The following is a 21,493-nucleotide window of genomic DNA, read 5'->3' on the forward strand; positions in this document are numbered from 1 at the left end:
ACCCACGTCGAAGGTGGACAAATACCCACCCCTCAACCGGGTGGGAAGACCCGAGGCCCGCCGTTCACCGGAGTGTCGGCGGACCTCGGGTCCGGCAGCCGGAGGGTCAGTCCGACGCCTCCAACTCGTCGTCGAGGATGTCGAACAGCTCGTCCGCGGAGACCGACGCCAGGTCCCGGGCCGCCGGTTCCACGCTGGCCGTGCCGTACGCGGCGTTCCACCGTGCCATCAACGCCTGCAGCCGGACGGTGATCCGGTTCCGCTCCGCATCGTCCGGGACGGTGCCGTCCAGCAGCACCTCCAACCGGGCCAGCTCGGCCTCCAGCGACGGCGCGGTAGGCGGCTCACCGCCCAGCTCCGTCCGGACGAACCGGGCCACCGCCGCCGGGCTCGGGTGGTCGTAGATGAGCGTCGCCGACAGCCTCAGCCCGGTGGCCGCACCGAGGCTGTTACGGAACTCCACCGCCGCGAGGGAGTCGAAGCCCAGCTCCAGGAAGCCCTTGTCCATGTCGACGACGTGCGGACGGTCGTGGCCGAGCACCTCGGCCGCCCGAGCCTGGACCAGCTCGGTGACCACCCGGTCGGCCTCCTCCGCCGGCAGACCGGCGAGCCGGTCCGCCAACGTCCGCTCCCCGGCCACCGCACCGGCCGCCACCCGACGCGCCGGAGCGCGGACCAGGCCACGCAGCAACGGCGGCACCCCCTCGGCCCGGGCCCGCAACGCGGCCAGGTCGAGGCGGACCGGCAGCGCCAGCGCGGGCGTGGGGTGGGTGGTGGCGTCGAACAGTGCCAGCGCGTCGACGGTGGACAACGCACCCACCCCGGACCGGGCCATCCGCCGCAGGTCCGCCTCGCCCAGGTGTCCGGTCATCCCGCTGCCCGACTCGGCCCACAGACCCCAGGCCAACGAGGTGCCGGCCAGGCCGTGCGCCCGACGGTGCTGGGCGAGGGCGTCCAGGTAGGCGTTGGCCGCGGTGTAGTTGGCCTGCCCGGCCGCGCCGAGCGTGGCCGCCGCCGAGGAGAACAGGACGAACCAGCGCAACGGCAGGTGCAGGGTGAGTTCGTGCAGGTGGCGGGCGGCCTCGGCCTTGGGGGCCACCACCGCCGCCAGCCGCTGCGGGGTCAACGCGGGCAGCAGACCGTCGTCGAGCGCGCCGGCCGCGTGGATCACCCCGGTGAGCGGGTGCGCGGCGGGCACCCCGTCGAGCAGGGCCGCCACCGCCGACCGGTCGGCCAGGTCGCAGGCGGCCAGCGTCACCTCCGCACCGGCCGCCGTCAGGCGGGACACCAGTTCGTCGACGCCGGGTGCGGCCGGGCCACGCCGGCTGGCCAGCAGCAGCCGCCGGACGCCGTGCCGGGTCACGAGGTGTTCGGCGACGAGCCGGCCCAGCCCGCCGGTGCCACCGGTGACCAGCACGGTGCCGTCCGGGTCCGGGCCGGCGGGCAGCTCACCGGCAGCCACCGGCAGCGGCGCGAGGCGGGGCACGAACAGCCCGCCGGAACGTACCGCCAGTTGCGGCTCGGCAGCGGCGGCGAGGGCCGCCCGCAGGCCGGTCGGATCGACCCCGTCGACGTCGACCAGGACGAACCGGCCCGGGTTCTCCTCCTGCGCGGCCCGGACCAGACCCCAGACCGTGGCGTCGGCGGGCCGGGGCACGTCCTCGCCGTCGCCGGTGGCGATCGCGCGGGTCGTCACCAGGGCCAGCCGGGCACCGCCGAACCGGTCGTCGGCGAGCCACCGCTGGACCACGTCCAGCGCCCCGGCGGCGGCCGGCACCGGCGAGTCCGACGTGGCCCGCCAGGGCAGCACGACGGTCTGCGGCACGACGCCGGTCCGCGCGACGTCGGCCGCGAGCGCGGCCAGGTCCGGGTGGTGCGGCACCCCGAGGCCGAGGTCCCCGTCACCGACCACCACCACCGTCCGGTCGGCCGGCTCGGCGTCCCCGGCCGGAACCGGGACCCAGTCGAGCTGGTACAGCGCCGATCGGTGGGCGGTACCCGCCACACCCAACTGGTCGGTCGCGAGCGGCCGGACCACCAGCGCGGCGACCGAGGCGACCGGGGCGCCACCGGCGTCGGCAAGATCGATGGCGACCTCCTCCGGGCCGGTGCGGGTCAGCCGGACCCGCAGCGCCGTGGCACCGGTGGCGTGCAGGGCGACGCCGCGCCAGGCGAACGGCACCTGGAGCCGCCCGTCGTCGGGCTGGTCCGCCTCGGCCAGGTCGAGGGCGTGCAGCACCGCGTCGAAGAGCGCCGGGTGCAGACCGAACCGGGCGGCCGAGGACCAGGCGTCCTCGGGGAGCGCCACCTCGGCGTACACCTCGTCGCCGCGTTGCCAGGCGGCCCGCAGCCCCTGGAACAACGGGCCGTAGTGGTAGCCGGCATCGGCGAGCCGGTCGTAGCGCCCGTCCAGCTCGACCGGTTTGGCGTCGGCCGGCGGCCAGGTGTCGCCGGCCGCCACGGCCGGGGCGGCGGCCGCCGCCGGAGCCAGCACGCCGGTGGCGTGCCGGGTCCACCCGTCACCGCCGTCCGCCGGGCGGGAGTGGACGGTGACCGAGCAACGGCCGGTCCCGTCGGGCGCCCCCACCACCACCTGCAGATCCACCCCGCCACGCGGGGGCACGGTCAGCGGGGCCTCCAGGGTCAGCTCCTCCACCAGGCCACAGCCGACCTGGTCACCGGCGCGGACGGCCAGCTCCACGAAGGCCGTCCCGGGCAGCAGCACCGTCCCGGCGAGGGCGTGGTCGGCCAGCCACGGATGGGTCCGCAGGGAGAGCCGGCCGGTCAACACGGTGCCGTCGACGCCGGCCAACCCGACCACCGCGCCGAGCAGCGGGTGGGCGGCCGGACGCTGGCCGAGGCCGGGCACGTCGCCGTCGACCTCCGCCGCCGCGTTCAACCAGAGCCGGCGACGCTGGAACGGGTACGTCGGCAGTTCGGTGACCCGGGCGCCGGTCGGCGCAAACCAGGCCCGCCAGTCCACCGGCACGCCCCGCGTGTGCAGGGTCGCCAGGGCGGTGAGCAGGGTCGTCGCCTCGTCCCGGCCGCTGCGCAGCACCGGCACCAGGGCGACGCCGTCGGTGTCGGTGACACACTCCCGGGCCAGCGCGGTGAGCACCGCGTCCGGGCCGACCTCCAGGTACGTGGTGACGCCCTCGGCCTCCAGGGTGGTGATCCCGTCGCTGAACCGGACCGCCTCCCGGACGTGCCGCACCCAGTAGCCGGGGTCACGGATCTCGTCGGGGTCGGCGAGCCGGCCGGTCAGGTTGGACACCACGGGCACCCGCGGCGGGCTGAACGTCAGGCCGGCGAGAACCTCGTGGAACTCGGCAAGCATCGGTTCCATGTGCGGCGAGTGGAAGGCGTGACTGACCCGCAGCCGCTTGATCCGGCGGCCCCGGGCCCGCCAACCGTCGGCGATCGCGCCCACGGCGTCGTGGTCACCGGAGACCACCACCGCCTGCGGACCGTTGACCGCGGCGATGCCCAGTTCGGCCTCGCGGCCGACCAGTTCCCCGCGTACCTCCGCCTCGGACGCCTCGACGGCCACCATCGCGCCGTCCTCACGCATGCTCTGCATCAGCCGGCCCCGCGCGGTGACCAGGGTGGCCGCGTCGGGCAGCGACAGCACCCCGGCGACGTGCGCCGCGGCGACCTCCCCGATGGAGTGCCCGGCGACCAGGTCGGGTCGGACGCCCCACGAGTCGAGCAACCGGAACAGGGCCACCTCGATGGCGAACAGCGCGCTCTGGCTGTAGACGGTCTGGTCGAGCAGGGCGGCGTCGGCCACGTCCGGCTCGGTGTAGAGCACCTCCCGCAGCGGCCGGTCGAGCTTCGCGTCCAGGTGGGCGCTGACCTCCTCGAGCGCCTCGGCGAAGGCCGGGTACGCGGCGGCCAGTTCGCGGCCCATACCGAGTCGCTGGGCACCCTGACCGGTGAAGAGCATGGCGAGCTTGCCGCCGACGGGGGTACCCCGGACCACCTCGCTGCCGTCGCCGCCCCGGGCCGTCTCCCGCAGCGCGCGCACCGCGTCGTCCCCGGCGGCGGCGACCACCACGGCCCGGCGTTCCAGCGCCGCCCGGGTGGTGGCCAGCGAGTACGCCACGTCGAGGCTGGCGCCGGTGGCGGCGACCAGGTCGGCCTGGGCGCGCAGCGCCTCGTCCGAGCGGGCCGCGAGCAGCCACGGCAGGACGGGCGGGGCGACCGTCACGTCGACCTCGACCGGCGCGTCCTGCTCCGGGGGTGCCTGTTCGATGATGACGTGGGCGTTGGTGCCGCTGATGCCGAACGACGACACCCCGGCCCGCCGGGGCCGGTCCACCGCCGGCCACCGCTGCGGCTCGGTCAGCAGCCGCACCGCCCCGGCCGACCAGTCCACCTGCGGGGACGGTTCGTCCACGTGCAGGGTGCGGGGCAGCAGGCCGTTGCGCATCGCCAGCACCATCTTGATCACACCGGCCACACCTGCCGCGCCCTGGGTGTGCCCGATGTTCGACTTGATCGACCCCAGCCACAACGGCCGGTCCGCCGGCCGGTCCTGCCCGTAGGTCGCCAGCAACGCCTGCGCCTCGATCGGGTCGCCCAGGGTGGTCCCCGTGCCGTGCGCCTCGACCAGGTCCACCTGGTCGGGGGCGACGTTCGCGACAGCCAACGCCTGCCGGATCACCCGCTGCTGGGAGGGGCCGTTCGGGGCGGTCAACCCGTTGGACGCGCCGTCCTGGTTGATCGCCGAACCCCGCACCACGGCGAGCACGTGGTGACCGTTGCGCTCCGCATCGGACAACCGCTCCAACAACAGCATCCCGACACCCTCGGACATCGCCGTGCCGTCCGCGCCGGCCGCGAAGGACCGGCACCGGCCGCCGGCGGCCAGCCCACGCTGGAGGCTGAACTCGACGAAGGTGCTCGGAGTGGACATCACGGTGACGCCGCCGGCCAGGGCGAGGGAACACTCCCCCGACCGCAACGCCTGCACCGCCAGGTGGATCGCCACCAACGACGACGAACAGGCCGTGTCGACACTGACCGCCGGCCCCTCCAACCCCAACGTGTACGAGATCCGCCCCGACGCGACACTGGACATGCTGCCGTTGCTCAGGTAACCGGCCACCTCGTCCGGCACGGAGGGCAGCCGGCTGCCGTAGTCGTGGTACATCACGCCGGTGAAGACACCGGTCGGGCTGCCCTTGAGCGACGTCGGGTCGATACCCGCCCGCTCCAGCGCCTCCCACGAGCTTTCCAGCAGCAGCCGCTGCTGCGGGTCCATCGCGACCGCCTCACGCGGGCTGATCCCGAAGAAGTCCGGGTCGAAGTCGGCCGCGTCGTAGAGGAAACCGCCCTCCAACGAGTACGTCCGGCCGGGCTTGCCGGGCTCCGGGTCGTAGAGGCTGTCGAGGTCCCAACCCCGGTCGGTGGGGAACGCCGAGATGGCGTCCCCGCCGTCGACGAGGAGCTGCCACAGCTCCTCCGGGCTGCGGACCCCGCCGGGGAACCGGCAGCTCATCGCGACGATCGCGACGGGTTCGTCGGCCACCGGGCGGGACGGTTCGTCCGGCCGGACCTCGGCCGGACCGCCGACGATGGTGTGGTGCAGATGGTCGGCGAGCGCGGCGGGGTTCGGGTAGTCGAAGACGAGCGTGGCGGGCAGCCGCAGCCCGGTGGCGGTGTTCAGCTTGTTCCGCAGCTCCACCGCGGCCAGCGAGTCGAAGCCGAGTTCCTTGAACGCCCGGGTCGGTTCGACGGCGGTGCCGCTGTCGTGGCCGAGGACCGCCGCGACGCTGGCCCGGACCAGATCGAGCAGCATCCGGCGCTGGTCGTCCGCGCCGAGGGTGGCGAGCTGCCGCTGTAGTCCGGAGCCGGTGACCGGGGCGGCCCCGGCACCCGCCGCCCGACGGGCGGGCAACCGGACCAGCCCCCGGAACAGCGCCGGCATCTGCTGCCCCTGGGCACGCAGCGCGGTGGTGTCCAACCGGATCGGCACCAGCGTCGGCTCGCCCGCCGCGACCGCCACGTCGAGCAGGGCCAGGCCCTGCTCGGAGTCGATCGGCAGGACACCGGAGCGGGCCATCCGGGCCACGTCGGCGTCGCCGAGGTGGGACGTCATCCCGCTGCGCTGCTCCCAGAACCCCCAGGCCAACGACGTGGCGGGCAGGCCGAGGGCATGCCGGTGGGCGGCCAGGGCGTCCACGAAGACGTTCGCGGCGGCGTAGTTGCCCTGCCCGGCCCCGTCGACGGCCCCGGCGGCGGAGGAGAACAGCACGAACGCGTCGAGGTTCCGGTCGAGGGTCAGCTCGTGCAGGTGCCAGGCCGGTTCGGCCTTGGCCCGCCAGACCGAGTCGAGCTGCGCCGGGGTCAGGGTGGCCAGCAGCCCGTCGTCGAGGACACCTGTGGTGTGCACGACCGCGGTCAGCGTGGGGATGCCGTCGAGCAGGGCGGCGACGGCGTCCCGGTCCGCCATGTCACAGGCGACGATCCGGACGGTCGCGCCCAGGGCGGTCAACTCGTCGAGCAGGTCCGTCGCGCCGGGGGCGGCGAGCCCCCGCCGCGAGGTGAGCACCAGGTCGCGGACGCCGTGGCCGGCGACCAGGTGACGGGCCACCAGCGCACCCAGCACACCGGTGCCACCGGTCACCAGCACGCTGCCGTCGGCCCGCCACACCTCGCCGGAGCCGGCGAACCGGGTCAGCCGTGGCACCCGTACCTGGCCGTCCCGCAGGGACAACTCCGGCTCGCCGGTGCCCACCGCCGCCAGGATGTCCTCCACCGGCGTCTCCGGGTCGGCGTCCACCAGCACGAACTGGCCCGGGTTCTCCGCCTGCGCGGCCCGCACCAGGCCCCACACCGGGGCGTGGGCGAGGTCGGTGCCGCCGTCGACGGCACCGTCGGTGACCACCACCAGCTGGGCGGCCGCCTGCGCCGGGTCGGCCAGCCAGGACTGGAGCAGGGCGAGGGTCTCCCCCACCGCCGTCCGGGCGGCGGTGGCCGGGTCGGTGCCGTCGCCGACCGGGGTGAGCGGGGCGAGCACGACGTCGGGGACGCCGAAGCCGATCCCCTCCAGGTAGCCCCACGACTCGGTGGGGGTGCCGGTGGGGACCGTCGTCCAGTCGATGCGGTACAGGTCGCCGTCGGTCGGGGCGGCGGTGGTGAGCTGGACCGGACGGGAGACGAGGGCACCGACGACGGCCACCGGAACCCCGTCGGGGTCGGCGAGGTGCAGGGTGGCGGACTCCGGCCCGGTGGCGGTGATCCGGACCCGCAGGGCGGTCGCCCCGGTGGCGTACAGGGTGACGTCGGTCCACGCGAACGGCAGGTACGGCGGCCGACCGGCGGGCACCGGCTCACCGATCCCCACCGCCTGGAGCGCGGCGTCCCACAGCGCCGGGTGCAGCCCGAACCGGGCCGCGTCCGCGTGCGCCTCCTCCGGCAGGGCCACCTCGGCGTACACCACGTCGCCGGCCCGCCAGGCCGCCTGCACGCCCTGGAACATCGGCCCGTACTCGTAGCCCTGGGCCATCAGGTCGTCGTACAGGCCCGCCGTCGGCACCGGCACCGCACCCGGCGGCGGCCACGCGGTCAGCGTGAACGCGGGGTCGGGGGTGTCGGCCGAGAGGATGCCGGTGCCGTGCCGGACCCAGCTCTCGGTGTGCTCCGGGCGGGAGTGCACGGTGACCGCGCGTCGGCCGGCCTCGTCGGGGGCAGCCAGCAGGAGTTGCACCTGGACGGCACCCTGCGCGGGCAGGACCAGCGGAGCGTGCAGGGTCAGCTCGTCGAGGTGACCGACGCCGGCGTGCTCACCGGCGTGCAGCACCAGCTCGACGAGGCCCGTGCCGGGCAGCAGCACCGTGCCGTTGACGGCGTGGTCGGCCAACCACGGATGGGTGTCCAGGGAGATCCGCCCGGTGAAGAGCACCTCACCGGACTCGGCCATGCCGACCGCGGCACCCCACAGCGGGTGGCCGGCGGAACCGAGCCCGGCGGCGGCGAGGTCGGCGGTGCTGCCGGTGGCGTTGATCCAGTACCTGCGGCGCTGGAACGGGTAGGTCGGCAACGGCACCTCGCCACGGGGCCGCGCCGGCAGCGCCGGCGCCCAGTCCACCGCGACGCCCCTGCTGAACGCCTCACCCAGCGAGGTCAGCCAACGGCGCAGACCGCCCTCGCCACGGCGCAGCGAGCCGACGGCGGCGACCTCGACGCCCCCGTCGGCGGCGGTCTCCTCGATGCCCATGGTCAGCACCGGGTGGGCGCTGCACTCCAGGAACACCCGCATTCCGGCGGCGAGCAGGACCCGGGTGGTCTCCTCGAACCGCACCGTCTGCCGCAGGTTGGTGTACCAGTACCTGGCGTCCAGGCCGGCGGTGTCGAGCACACCCGCGGTGACCGTCGAGTAGAACGGCACGCGGGAGGCGCGGGGGGTGATCCCGGCGAGGACGTCGAGCAGCCGCTGTTCGATCAGCTCGACCTGGGCGGAGTGCGAGGCGTAGTCCACGTTGACCCGCTTGGCCCGGTGGCCCTCGGCGGTGAGGGTGGCGACCAGGTCGTCGACCGCGTCGGGGTCGCCGGAGACGACCACGGAGGAGGTGCCGTTGACCGTGGCGACGGAGATCCGCCCGGCGTAGCCGGTCAGCCGCTCGGCCGCCTCCCGCTCCGGCAGGCCGACGGAGGCCATCGCGCCCCGCCCCGCCAGGTCCTCGGCGATGGCCAGGCTGCGCAGCGCCACCACGGCGGCGCCGTCGCGCAACGACAGGCCACCCGCCACGACGGCGGCGGCGATCTCACCCTGCGAGTGGCCGATCACCGCGTCCGGCTCCACGCCGTACGCGCGCCACAGTCCGGCCAGCGACACCATGACCGCCCAGAGCACCGGCTGCACCACGTCCACCCGGTCCACCGGTGGGCTGCCCTCCACCCCGCGCAGCACGTCGGTCAACCGCCACGGCACGAACTCCGACAACGCCGTGCCGCACTCGTTGATCCGCTCGGCGAACACCGGCGACGAGTCGAGCAGTTCCACCGCCATGCCCAGCCACTGCGAGCCCTGCCCGGGGAAGACGAAGACGGTGCCGCCCTGGAGCACCCCGGGGGCGGTGCCGCTCTCGGCGAAGGCCCGCGCTGCGGCGACGAACTCGGCCCGGTCGCCGACGATCACCGTCCGCCGGTCCAGCAGCGCCCGCCCGGTCGCCAGCGCGTACGCGAGGTCACCCGGCCGTGCGGTGTCGCTCCCGGCGACGGCGGCCACCCGCCCGGCCTGCTCCCGCAGGGCCTGGTCGGTACGGGCGGACAGCACCCAGGGCAGGATCTCCGGCTCGGGGGCGTCGGCCGGGGGCTCCTCGCCCGGGGGTGCCTGTTCGATGATGACGTGGGCGTTGGTGCCGCTGATGCCGAACGACGACACCCCGGCCCGCCGGGGCCGGTCCACCGCCGGCCACTGCTGCGGCTCGGTCAGCAACTGCACGTCCCCGGCCGTCCAGTCGATCTGCGGGGACGGTTCGGTCACGTGCAGGGTGCGGGGCAGCAGGCCGTTGCGCATCGCCAGCACCATCTTGATCACACCGGCCACACCTGCCGCGCCCTGGGTGTGCCCGATGTTCGACTTGATCGAACCCAGCCACAACGGCCGGTCCCCGGGACGCCCCTGCCCGTACGTGGCCAGCAGGGCCTGCGCCTCGATCGGGTCGCCGAGGGAGGTGCCGGTGCCGTGTGCCTCGACCACGTCCACCTCGGTCGCCGGGATGCCCCCGGCGGCCGCGAGTGCCTGCCGGATGACCCGTTGCTGGGAGGGGCCGTTCGGGGCGGTCAGCCCGTTGGACGCGCCGTCCTGGTTGATCGCCGAACCCCGCACCACGGCGAGCACGTGATGACCGTTGCGCTCGGCATCGGACAACCGCTCCAACAGCAGCATGCCGACACCCTCGGACATCACGGTGCCGTCCGCGCCGGCCGAGAAGGACTTGACCCGGCTGTCGGCGGCCAGCCCGCGCTGGAGGCTGAACTCGACGAAGGTGTCCGGGGCGGACATCACGGTGACGCCGCCGGCCAGGGCGAGGGAACACTCCCCCGACCGCAACGCCTGCACCGCCAGGTGGATCGCCACCAACGACGACGAACAGGCCGTGTCGACACTGACCGCCGGACCCTCCAACCCCAACGTGTACGAGATCCGCCCCGAGGCCACGCTGGCCATGCTGCCGTTGCCCAGGTAACCCACCAGGTCCTCGGGGACCTCCGGCAGCCGGCTGGCGTAGTCGTGGTACATCACCCCGGCGAAGACGCCGGTGAGGCTGCCGCGCAGCGAGGTGGGGTTGATGCCGGCCCGCTCCAGCGCCTCCCACGAGGTCTCCAGCAGCAGCCGCTGCTGCGGGTCCATGGCGACCGCCTCGCGCGGGCTGATGCCGAAGAAGTCGGGGTCGAAGTCGGCCGCGTCGTAGAGGAAACCGGCCTCCATCGAGTACGTCTTGCCGGGCTTGCCGGGCTCCGGGTCGTAGAGGTTGTCGAGGTCCCAGCCCCGGTCGGTGGGGAACGGCGTGATCGCATCCGTCCCGTCGACGAGGAGCTGCCACAGCTCCTCCGGGTTGCGGACCCCGCCGGGGAACCGGCAGCTCATCGCGACGATCGCGACGGGTTCGTCGTCGGCGATCACGGTGGCGACGGTGGGGGCGGCCGGGGCGGCCTCGCCGAGGAGCCGGGTGTGCAGGTAGTCGGCGAGCACCGTGGGGTTCGGGTAGTCGAAGACCAGGCTGGCCGGCAGCCGCAGCCCGGTGGCGGTGTTGAGCCGGTTGCGCAGCTCCACGGCGGCCAACGAGTCGAAGCCGATCTCCCGGAACGCGCGGGCCGGTTCCACGGTGGCCGGGCTGTCGTGGCCGAGGACCGCTGCCACGTCGGCCCGGACCAGGTCGAGCAGCAGCCGCCGCTGCTCGGTGTCGGTCAGCCCGGTCAGTCGCCGTTGCAGCGCCGATCCGCCGACCGGCGTCCGACCCGCCTCGGCGGCCCGCCGGGCCGGGAGCCGGACCAGGCCCCGGAACAGGGCCGGCATGGCCTGGCCCTGGGCGCGCAGCGCGGCGGTGTCCAACCGGATCGGCACGAACGCCGGCCCGCCGGTGGCCACCGTCGCGTCGAGCAGCGCGAGGCCCTGCGCGGAACTGATGGGCAGGATGCCGGAGCGGGCCATCCGGGCCAGGTCGGCCTCGCCGAGGTGCGCGGTCATCCCGCTGCGCTCCTCCCACAGGCCCCAGGCCAGGGAGGTCGCCGCGAGGCCGAGCCCACGCCGGTGCTCGGCCAGGGCGTCGAGGAACACGTTCGCCGCCGCGTAGTTGCCCTGCCCGGAGCCGTCCACCACACCGGCGGCCGAGGAGAAGAGCACGAACGCCGACAGGTTCCGGTCCCGGGTCACCTCGTGCAGGTGCCAGGCGGGGGTGGCCTTCGCCCGCCACACCCCGTCGAACTGCGCCGCGGTCAGCGAGGTCACCAACCCGTCGTCGAGGACACCCGTGGTGTGCACCACCGCCGTCAACCCCGGAATCCCGGCCACCAGGGCGGCGACGGCCTCCCGGTCGGCCAGGTCACACGCGGTCACCTCGACGGTGGCGCCGAGACCTGTCAGTTCCTCGCGCAGCTCCACCGCACCCGGTGCCGCCGGCCCCCGCCGGGAGGCCAGGACCAGGTCACGGACGCCGTGCACGGCGACCAGGTGCCGGGCGACAAGCGCACCCAGCACACCCGTGCCGCCGGTCACCAGGACCGTGCCCTCCGCCCGCCAACCGGCGTCGTCGGTGGCGGCGCGGGCCAGCCGTGGCACCCGTACCTGCCCGTCGCGCAACGACAGCTCCGGCTCGCCGGTGCCCACCGCCGTGACGATCTCCTCGACCGGCGTCTGTGGGGCGGCGTCGACCAGCACGAACTGGCCGGGGTTCTCCGCCTGCGCGGCCCGCACCAGACCCCAGACCGGGGCCTGGACCAGGTCGGTGACCCCGTCGGCCGCCCCACTGGTCAGCACCACCAGCCGGGACTCCGCCGACCGGGGGTCGGCCAGCCAGCGTTGGAGCAGCCCGAGCGTCGTCGCGGCGACGGTCCTCGCCGCCGACTCGACGTCGCCGGCCGGGTCGCCGTCGACGGTGACCGACAGGTCGTCGGCCTGCGGGGGGCTCAGGCGGGTCAGGACCAGTTCCGGACGTTCGTCGCCGAGGTCGTCGAGGTACGCCCAGGAGGTGACCGGCGCGGTGGGCGTCGGCAGGGTGGTCCAGTCGACGCGGTAGAGGTTGCCGTCGGTGGCGGTCCCGGCGGCGAGCTGCACCGGCCGGGACACCAACGCACCGACCTCGGCCACCGGTGCGCCCGTCGGATCGGCCAGGTGCAGGGCCACCGCCTCGGTGCCCGCCGGGGTGATCCGCACCCGCAGTGCGGTGGCACCGGCGGCGTGCAGCGTCACGTCCGTCCAGGCGAACGGCACCGACGGCGGCTGGTCCGCGGGCACCTGCTCGCCGATGCCCACGGCGTGCAGCGCCGCGTCGAGCAGCGCCGGGTGCAGACCGAAGCGTGCCGCGTCGGCGTGGGCGTCCGCCGGCAACGACACCTCCGCGTACACCGTCTCGCCGGCCCGCCACACGGCCTGCACGCCCTGGAACACCGGACCGTACTCGTACCCCTGGGCCACCAGGTCGTCGTAGAACCCGTCCACGGGCACGGACGCCGCGCCCGGCGGCGGCCAGGCGGTCAGGTCGAAGGTGGCCACGGCCGGGGTGGCGGCGAGCACCGCGGTGGCGTGCCGGGTCCACGGCAGGTCCGGGTCGGCGTGCTCGGGCCGCGAGTGCACGGTGACGGTACGCCGGTCCGTCTCGTCGGCGGCCGTCATCAGCAGTTGGACCTGCATCGCGCCGCCGTCGGGCAGCAGCAGCGGAGCGTGCAGGGTCAGCTCTTCGAGATGCCCGAGGCCCACGTGGCCCCCGGCGTGCAGGACGAGTTCGACGAAGCCGGTGCCGGGCAGCAGCACCGCGCCGGAGACCGCGTGATCGGCCAGCCACGGCTGGGCGTCCACGGAGAACCGGCCGGTGAACAGCACCTCGCCGGACTCGGCCATCGACACCGACGCCCCCCACAGCGGGTGGCCCGCCGTCCCGAGGCCCACCGACGCCACGTCGGTCGCCGCCGTGGTGGCGTTGATCCAGTAGCGGCGACGCTGGAAGGGGTAGGTCGGTAGCGCCGTGGTGCGGGCGCCGGTGGGCGCGAACCAGGCCCGCCAGTCCACCGCCACGCCCCGGGTGTGCAGGGTCGCCAGGGCGGTCAGCAGGGTCGTCGGCTCGTCCCGGCCGGCGCGCAGCGCCGGCACCAGGGCCACCGCGTCCTCGTCGGTGACACAGTCCCGACCCATCGCCGTCAGCACCGCGTCCGGACCCACCTCCAGGAACGTGCTGACGCCCGCCGCCTGGAGAGCGGCGACGCCGTCACTGAAGCGCACCGACTCCCGCACGTGCCGCACCCAGTAGTCCGGGTCGCGCAGCGCCTCCGGGTCGGCCACCGCACCCGTCACGTTGGACACCACCGGCAGCTGGGGCCGCTCGAACGTCAGACCGGAGAGGACCTCGTGGAACTGCGCCAGCATCGGCTCCATGTGCGGCGAGTGGAAGGCGTGACTGACCCGCAAGCGCTTCGTCCGCCGGCCCTGATCCCGCAGACCCGCCGCGACCGACTCCACCGCGTCGGCGTCACCGGAGACGACCACCGCCCGGGGACCGTTCACCGCCGCGATGCCCACCTGCGTCTCCAGGCCGGTCAGCGCGGCCCGCACCTCCGCCTCGGACGCCTCGACGGCGACCATCGCACCGTCCTCGCGCATCGACTGCATCAGCCGGCCCCGCGCCGCGACCAGGGTCGCCGCGTCGGCCAGCGACAACACCCCGGCCACGTGGGCGGCCGTCACCTCGCCGATCGAGTGCCCGGCCACCATGTCGGGCCGGACCCCCCACGACTCCAGCAGGCGGAACAACGCCACCTCGACGGCGAACAACGCCGCCTGGCTGTACATCGTCTGATCCAGCGGCGCCGCGTCGGCCGCCTCCGGCCCGGTGTAGAGCACCTCCCGCAGCGGCCGGTCGAGCTTCGCGTCCAGGTGGGCGCTGACCTCGTCGAACGCCTCGGCGAACGCCGGGTACGCCGCCGCCAGCTCACGGCCCATCCCCCACCGCTGCGCGCCCTGGCCGGTGAACAGCACCGCCAACTTGCCGACCGACGGCGACCCGTACACCACGTCGGTCGAGTCGCTTCCCTCCGCCACGCACCGCAGGGCACGGGTCGCGTCCTCGCCCGCCGCGGCCACCACCACGGCCCGGCGCTCCAGCGCCGCCCGCGTCGTCGCCAACGAGTACGCCACGTCCAGGCCGGCACCCGTGGCGGCGACCCCGTCGGCCTGCGCCCGCAGCGCCTCGACCGACCGCGCGGACAGCAGCCACGGCAACACCGCCGGGGCCACCGACGCCGTGACCTCGACCGGTGCGGGCTCCTGCTCCGCGGGTGCCTGTTCGATGATGACGTGGGCGTTGGTGCCGCTGATGCCGAACGACGACACCCCGGCCCGCCGGGGCCGGTCCACCGCCGGCCACCGCTGCGGCTCGTTGAGCAGCCGTACCTCCCCGGCCGACCAGTCGATCTGCGGCGAGGGCTCGTCGGCGTGCAGGGTGCGCGGCAGCAGGTCGTTGCGCATCGCGAGCACCATCTTGATCACACCGGCCACACCTGCCGCGCCCTGGGTGTGCCCGATGTTCGACTTGATCGACCCCAGCCACAACGGCCGGTCCGCCGGCCGACCCTGCCCGTACGTGGCGAGCAGGGCCTGCGCCTCGATCGGGTCACCGAGCGCCGTGCCGGTGCCGTGCGCCTCCACCACGTCCACCTCGGTCGCCGGGATGCCCCCGGCCGAGGCCAGGGCCTGCCGGATGACCCGCTGCTGGGAGGGGCCGTTCGGCGCGGTCAGCCCGTTGGACGCGCCGTCCTGGTTGGTCGCCGAACCCCGGATGACCGCCAACACCTGGTGCCCGTTGGCCCGGGCGTCGGAGAGGCGCTCCAGCAGCAGCATGCCCGCGCCCTCGCCCCAGCCGGTGCCGTCCGCACCGGCGGCGAAGGACTTCGACCGGCCGTCCCGGGCCAGGCCGCGCTGGAGGCTGAAGTCGAGGAACGTGTCCGGGGTGGACATGACGGTGACGCCACCGGCCAGCGCCAGGGAGCACTCCCCGGCCCGCAGCGCCTGCACCGCCAGGTGGATGGCCACCAGGGACGACGAGCAGGCCGTGTCGATCGACACCGCCGGCCCCTCCAGCCCGAGGGTGTAGGCGACCCGGCCGGAGACGATGCTGGCGAGGCTGCCGTTGCCCAGGTAGCCGGCCAGGTCCTCGGGCACCTGGTGCAGCCGCAGCGCGTAGTCGTGGTACATGACGCCGGCGAAGACACCGGTCGGGCTGCCCTTGAGCGACGTCGGGTCGATCCCGGCCCGCTCCAGCACCTCCCACGAGGTCTCCAGCATCAACCGCTGCTGCGGGTCCATCGCCACCGCCTCGCGCGGGCTGATCCCGAAGAAGTCCGCGTCGAAGTCGGCCGCGTCGTAGAGGAAACCGCCCTCCATCGAGTACGTCTTGCCGGGCTTGCCGGGCTCCGGGTCGTACATGCCGACCAGGTCCCAGCCCCGGTCGGCGGGGAACGGCGAGACCGCGTCGACACCGCCGTCGAGCAGTTCCCACAGCTGCTCCGGGGTGGCCACCCCGCCGGGGAAGCGGCAGCTCATCGAGACGATCGCGATCGGCTCCTGGGTGAACGAGGCCGCCACGGGTTCCGGCGTCGCCACGTCCGCGCCGGTGCCCAGCACGGTGGAGACCACGAACTCGGCAAGCGCCGCCGGGGTCGGGTAGTCGAACGCCAGGGTCGCCGGCAGCCGCAGCCCGGTGGCCGCCTTGAGCCGGTTGCGCAGCTCGACCGCGGCCAGCGAGTCGAAGCCCAACTCGTTGAAGGCCCGGCGCGGCTCGATCGCCTCCGCGCCGTCGTGGCCGAGCACGGCGGCGACGTGCTCGCGGACCAGGTCCAGGGTGAACCGGTCCCGCTCGGCCTGGCTGAACGCGGCGAACTGCCGGGCCAGCCCCTGCGTGGCGTCGGCCGGGCCGGCGGCCTGGGCGCTGCGGCGCGCCGGCAACGGCACCAGGCCACGCAGCAGCGCCGGTACGCCGTCCGGCCGGTTGCGCAGGGCGGTCAGGTCGACCCGGATCGGGGCGAGCACCGGCTCGTCGACGCCGAGCGCCGCGTCGAGCAGGGCCAGGTTCTCGGCCGGGCTGAGGCCGGGCATGCCGGAACGCTCGATGCGCTGCAACGCGGCGGCGTCCAACTGGCCGCCCATGCCGCTGTCACCGGTCCACAGGCCCCAGGTGAGGGCGACGGCGGGCCGGCCCTGCGCCCGGCGGTCGGCGGCCAACGCGTTGAGGGTGGCGTTCGCGGCGGCGTAATTGCCCTGCCCGGCGCAGTCGAGCAGGCTCGCCAGGGAGGAGAAGAGCACGAACGCGGTCAGGTCGGCGTCGCGGGTCAACCGGTCGAGGTTGACCGCCCCGTCCAGCTTGGCCTTCAGCACCGCGTCGATCCGCTGCGGGGTGAGCGAGCCGATCGTCCCGTCGTCGACGATGCCGGCGGCGTGCACCACCGCCCGCAGCGGCCGGTCGGCCGGGACGGCGGCGAGCAGCGCGGCCAGGGCGTCGGCGTCGGCCGCGTCGCAGGCGGCCACGTCGACGCTCGCGCCTGCCGCTTCCAGCTCCGCGCGCAGCTCCGCCACGCCGGCCGCCGCCGGGCCGCTGCGGCTGGTCAACAGCAGGTGGCGTACGCCGTGCCGGCCGGCCAGGTGCCGGGCGACGTGCGCGCCGAGCCCACCGGTGCCGCCGGTGACCAGCACCGTGCCGTCGGTCGGCCAACCGGCGTCGCCGGTGCCGTCGGGGGTGGTGGCGACCCGGGCCAGCCGGGGCACACTGATCTCCCCGTCCCGCACCCGCAGCTCCGGTTCGCCGGTGGCCAGGGCGGCGGCCAGCAGCGACGTGGGGGCGTCGCCGAGCCGGACGGTGACGAACCGGTCCGGGTTCTCCGTCTGCGCGGCGCGCAGCAGACCCCAGACCGCCTCGGTGGCGAGGTCGTCGGCGCGGCTGACGAAGACCAGCCGGGTGCCGACCAGCCGCGCGTCGGCCAGCCACTGCTGGAGCAGCGTCAACGCCTCGGCGGTGGCGGCCCGGACGTCACCGGCGGCGACCCCGACGAACGCCCACTCGGGGGCGGTCGCGCCGGCGTCGATCGCGGCGCCCAGCGCGGCCGGGTCGGCGTGCCGGGCGGCCGTGCCGATCCGCTCGTCGCCGAGCACCACCCAGCGGGGGGTGCCCGCCGGGGCGGGCCGGTGACCGAGCTTCGTCCACTCCAGCCGGAACAGCCGCTCGTGGTAGCCGCCCCGGGCGGCGGTGAGCTGGGCGGTGGACACCGGCCGGGAGACGAACGACCGCACCGAGGCCACCGGTGCGCCGGTGGCGTCGGCGAGGGTCACCGACACGCTGTCGCCGGCGGCCGGGGCGATCCGCACCCGCACCTCGGCCGCACCGGCGGCGTGCAGGGTGACGTCGTTCCAGGCGAACGGGATGCGCACCTCGTCGTCGGTGGGCTCGCCCCGGCGGGCCGCGTCGATGGCGTGCAGGGCGGCGTCCAGCACCGCCGGGTGCAGCCCGAAGCGGGCCGCCTCGGCCCGGCTGTCGGCGGGGAGCGCGACCTCGGCGTACACCTCCTGGCCGCGCCGCCAGACGGCCTTGAGGCCCTGGAAGACCGGGCCGTAGCCGTAGCCCTGGCCGGCCAGTTCGGCGTAGATGCCGGCCAGGTCGACGGGCCGGGCGTCGCGCGGCGGCCACTGGGTGAGCGGCTGCCCGGCGTCGGCGGTCTCCGGGGTGAGGAAGCCGCTGACGTGCCGGGTCCAGAGCTGGTCGTCCGGGTCGGACCCGTCGGGCCGCGAGTAGACGGCCACCGGGCAGCGGCCGGCCGGGTCGGCGGCGCCGACGACCACCTGGAGGGCGACGCCGCGCTCGTCCAGCGCCAGCGGTGCCTCCAGGGTCAGCTCCTCGACGGTGGGGCAGCCGACCTGGTCGCCGGCCCGCACGGCCAGCTCGACGAAGGCGGTGCCGGGCAGCAGCGCCACCCCGGAGATGGTGTGGTCGGCCAGCCAGGGGTGGCTGCGCAGCGACACCCGACCGGTGAGCACCACGCCGTCGCCGCCGGCCAGGCCGACGACCGCGCCGACCAGCGGGTGCCCGGCGGCGAGCTGACCGAAGCCGGTCGCGTCGGCGCTGCCGCCACCGGATTCCATCCAGAACCGGCGACGCTGGAACGGGTAGGTGGGCAGCGCGATCCGGCGGGCCCCGCGGGCGGCGAAGAACGCCGTCCAGTCCACCGGCACCCCCCGCACGTGGGCGCGGGCGACGGCGGCGACGACGTCGGTCTCCTCGTCGTGGTCGGCGCGCAGCAGCGGGGCGAAGACCGCGTCGGCGTCGTCGTCGAGGCAGGCCGGACCCATCGCGGAGAGCACACCGGCGGGGCCGAGTTCGAGGAAGGTGGTGACCCCCTCGTCGGCCATGGCCCGGACGGCGTCGGCGAACCGGACGCTGTCGCGCACGTGCCGCACCCAGTAGTCGGGGTCGCACAGTTCACCGGAGAGCACCGGCCGGCCGGTGACCGTGGACACCACCGGGATGGTCGGCGGACGGTAGGTGAGCACGTGCGCCAGCCGGCCGAACTCGGCGAGCATCGGCGTCATCAGCGGCGAGTGGAAGGCGTGGCTGACCTTCAGCCGCTTCGTCTTGTGCCCGGCGGCGGCGAGGGCGGCGACCACCTCCAGCACGGCGTCCTCGTCGCCGGAGACCACCACCGAGGTGGGGCCGTTCACCGCGGCTACGCCCACCTGCTCCTCGCGCCCGGCCAGCAGCGCACGGACCTGTTCCTCGGTGGCCTGCACCGAGATCATCGCGCCCTCGGCGGGGAGCTGCTGCATGAGCCGGCCCCGGGCGGCGACCAGCAGCGCGGCGTCCTCCAGGGAGAGCACCCCGGCGACGTGGGCGGCGGCCAGCTCGCCGATCGAGTGCCCGGCGAGCAGGTCCGGCCGGACCCCCCAGGACTCCAGCAGCCGGAACTGGGCGACCTCCACCGCGAACAGCGCGCACTGGGTGTAGGCGGTCTGGTCGAGCAGGGCCGCCTCGGCGGTGCCGGGCTCGGCGAACAGCACGTCGGCCAGCGGCACGTCCAGTTGCAGGTCGAGCCAGCCGCAGGCGTCGTCGAACGCGGCGGCGTAGACCGGGTAGCTGCGGTGCAGCTGCCGGCCGGCGTCCAGCCGCTGGCTGCCCTGCCCGGTGAACAGGAAGCCGAGCCCGCCACCGGTGGCCTGCCCCAGGTGCACGCCGGGCACGTCGCCACCGGCGGCGAGGGCGGCCAGGTCACCGACCGCAGCGGCCCGGTCCCGGGCCACCAGCACCGCCCGGTGCTCCAGCGCGGTCCGGGTGGTGGCCAACGAGTAGGCGACGTCGAGCAGTTCCGGGGCGTCCCCGTCGGTGCCGACGACGGCGAGCAGCGCGGCGGCCTGGTCGCGCAGCGCCGCCTCGCCGCGGGCGGAGAGCACCACCGGCAGCACCTCGCTGGGCAGCTGCGGCACGGCGGGCACGGCCTCGTCGTTGACGGCCGGCGGCTCCTCGACGATGACGTGCGCGTTGGTGCCGCTGACCCCGAACGAGGAGACGCCGGCCCGGCGCGGGTGGCCCGGGTCGTCCCACGGGCGGGCCTCGGTGAGCAGGGCGACGGTGCCGGCGGACCAGTCCACGTTGGGGGTGGGCGCGTCGACGTGCAGGGTGCGCGGCAGCACCCGGTGCCGCATCGCCATCAGCACCTTGATCACACCGGCGACACCGGCGGCGGCCTGCGAGTGGCCGATGTTGGACTTCAACGAGCCGAGCCACAGCGGCCGGTCGGCGGGGCGTTCCCGACCGTAGGTGGCGATGATCGCCTGCGCCTCGATCGGGTCGCCGAGCCGGGTGCCGGTGCCGTGCGCCTCGACCAGGTCGACGTCGGTGGGGGCCAGGCCCGCCGAGGCCAGCGCGGACATGATCACCCGCTGCTGGGACGGCCCGTTCGGGGCGGTCAACCCGTTGGACGCACCGTCCTGGTTGATCGCCGACCCCCGGATCACCCCGAGCACCCGGTGGCCGTTGCGGCGGGCGTCGGAGAGCCGCTCCAGCACCAGGATGCCGACCCCCTCGGCCCAGCCGGTGCCGTCGGCCGCCGCCGCGAACGGCTTGCACAGCCCGTCCGGGGCGAGGCCACGCTGCCGGCTGAACGCGGTGAACGCGCCCGGGTGCACCATCACCGCGACGCCGCCGGCCAACGCGGTGGTGCACTCGCCACGCTGCACCGCCTGGCAGGCCAGGTGCAGGGCGACCAGCGAACCCGAGCAGGCGGTGTCCACGGTCAGCGTCGGGCCCTCGAAGCCGAAGGTGTAGGCGAGCCGACCGGACACCACGCTCGGCGCGTTGCCGGTGAGCAGGTAGCCGTCCAGGCCCTCCGGGGCCTCGTGCAGCCGGGGGCCGTACTCCTGCGGTTCGGCGCCGATGAAGACACCGGTCTGGCTGCCGCGCAGCGACGCCGAGTCGATGCCGGCGTCCTCCAGCGCCTCCCAGGCGGTCTCCAGCACCAGCCGCTGCTGCGGGTCCATCGTCATCGCCTCGCGCGGGCTGATGCCGAAGAAGTCCGCGTCGAACTCGGCCGCGCCCTCCAGGAAACCGCCCTGGCGCACGTAGGTCTTGCCCGGCTTGCCCGGGTCCGGGTCGTAGAGCCCGTCGGTGTCCCAGCCCCGGTCGGTCGGGAAGTCGCTGATCACGTGCCGGCCCTCGAAGACCAGCCGCCACAGGTCGTCGGCGGAGGTGCTGTGCCCCGGGTAGCGGCAGCCGATGCCGACCACGGCGATCGGCTCGTCGTCGGCGGCGGGCCGGAGCAGCGGCGCGGCGACCGGCGCGGGCGCGGCGTCCCCACCGAGCAGGGTGCGCAGCAGCCGCCCGACCGCCTGCGGCGTCGGGTGGTCGAAGACCAGGGTGACCGGCAGGTCCAGGCCGGTCGCGGCGGTGAGCCGACGGTGCAGCTCGACCGCGGCGAGCGAGTCGAAGCCCAGGTCGCGGAAGGGCCGGCCGGGCTCGACGGCGTCCGGGCCGTCCGGCAGTACGGTCCGCAGCACGTCGCGGGCCTGCTCCCGGACCAGCGCGGTGAGCGCCCGGTCCTGCTCGTCGGCCGTGCGGCCCTCCAGCCGCCGCCGCAGTGCCGACAGGGCGTCGGGCTCGGCACCGGTGGGGTTCACGGACTCGCTCATGGCACGCTCCACTAGGTCTCCGGGTTCGACGCCCGGCTCGGTGTGTCGGCTTTCGGCGCCCGATCACGGCAAGGCCGCCGCGACCGGTAGGGGGGACCGGTCGCGGCG

1 protein-coding gene is annotated in these 21,493 nt (G+C 75.2%); it reads right to left on the reverse strand.

The window, feature by feature from the left end:
* Window positions 1-106: 106 nt before the first annotated feature.
* Complete coding sequence (locus B5D80_RS02485) at window positions 107-21,397, reverse strand: SDR family NAD(P)-dependent oxidoreductase (RefSeq protein WP_425437147.1); 21,291 nt, start codon at window positions 21,395-21,397, stop codon at window positions 107-109.
* Between the last annotated feature and the right edge of the window lie 96 nt (window positions 21,398-21,493).

Source organism: Micromonospora wenchangensis (assembly GCF_002210435.1).
GTDB lineage: Bacteria > Actinomycetota > Actinomycetes > Mycobacteriales > Micromonosporaceae > Micromonospora > Micromonospora wenchangensis.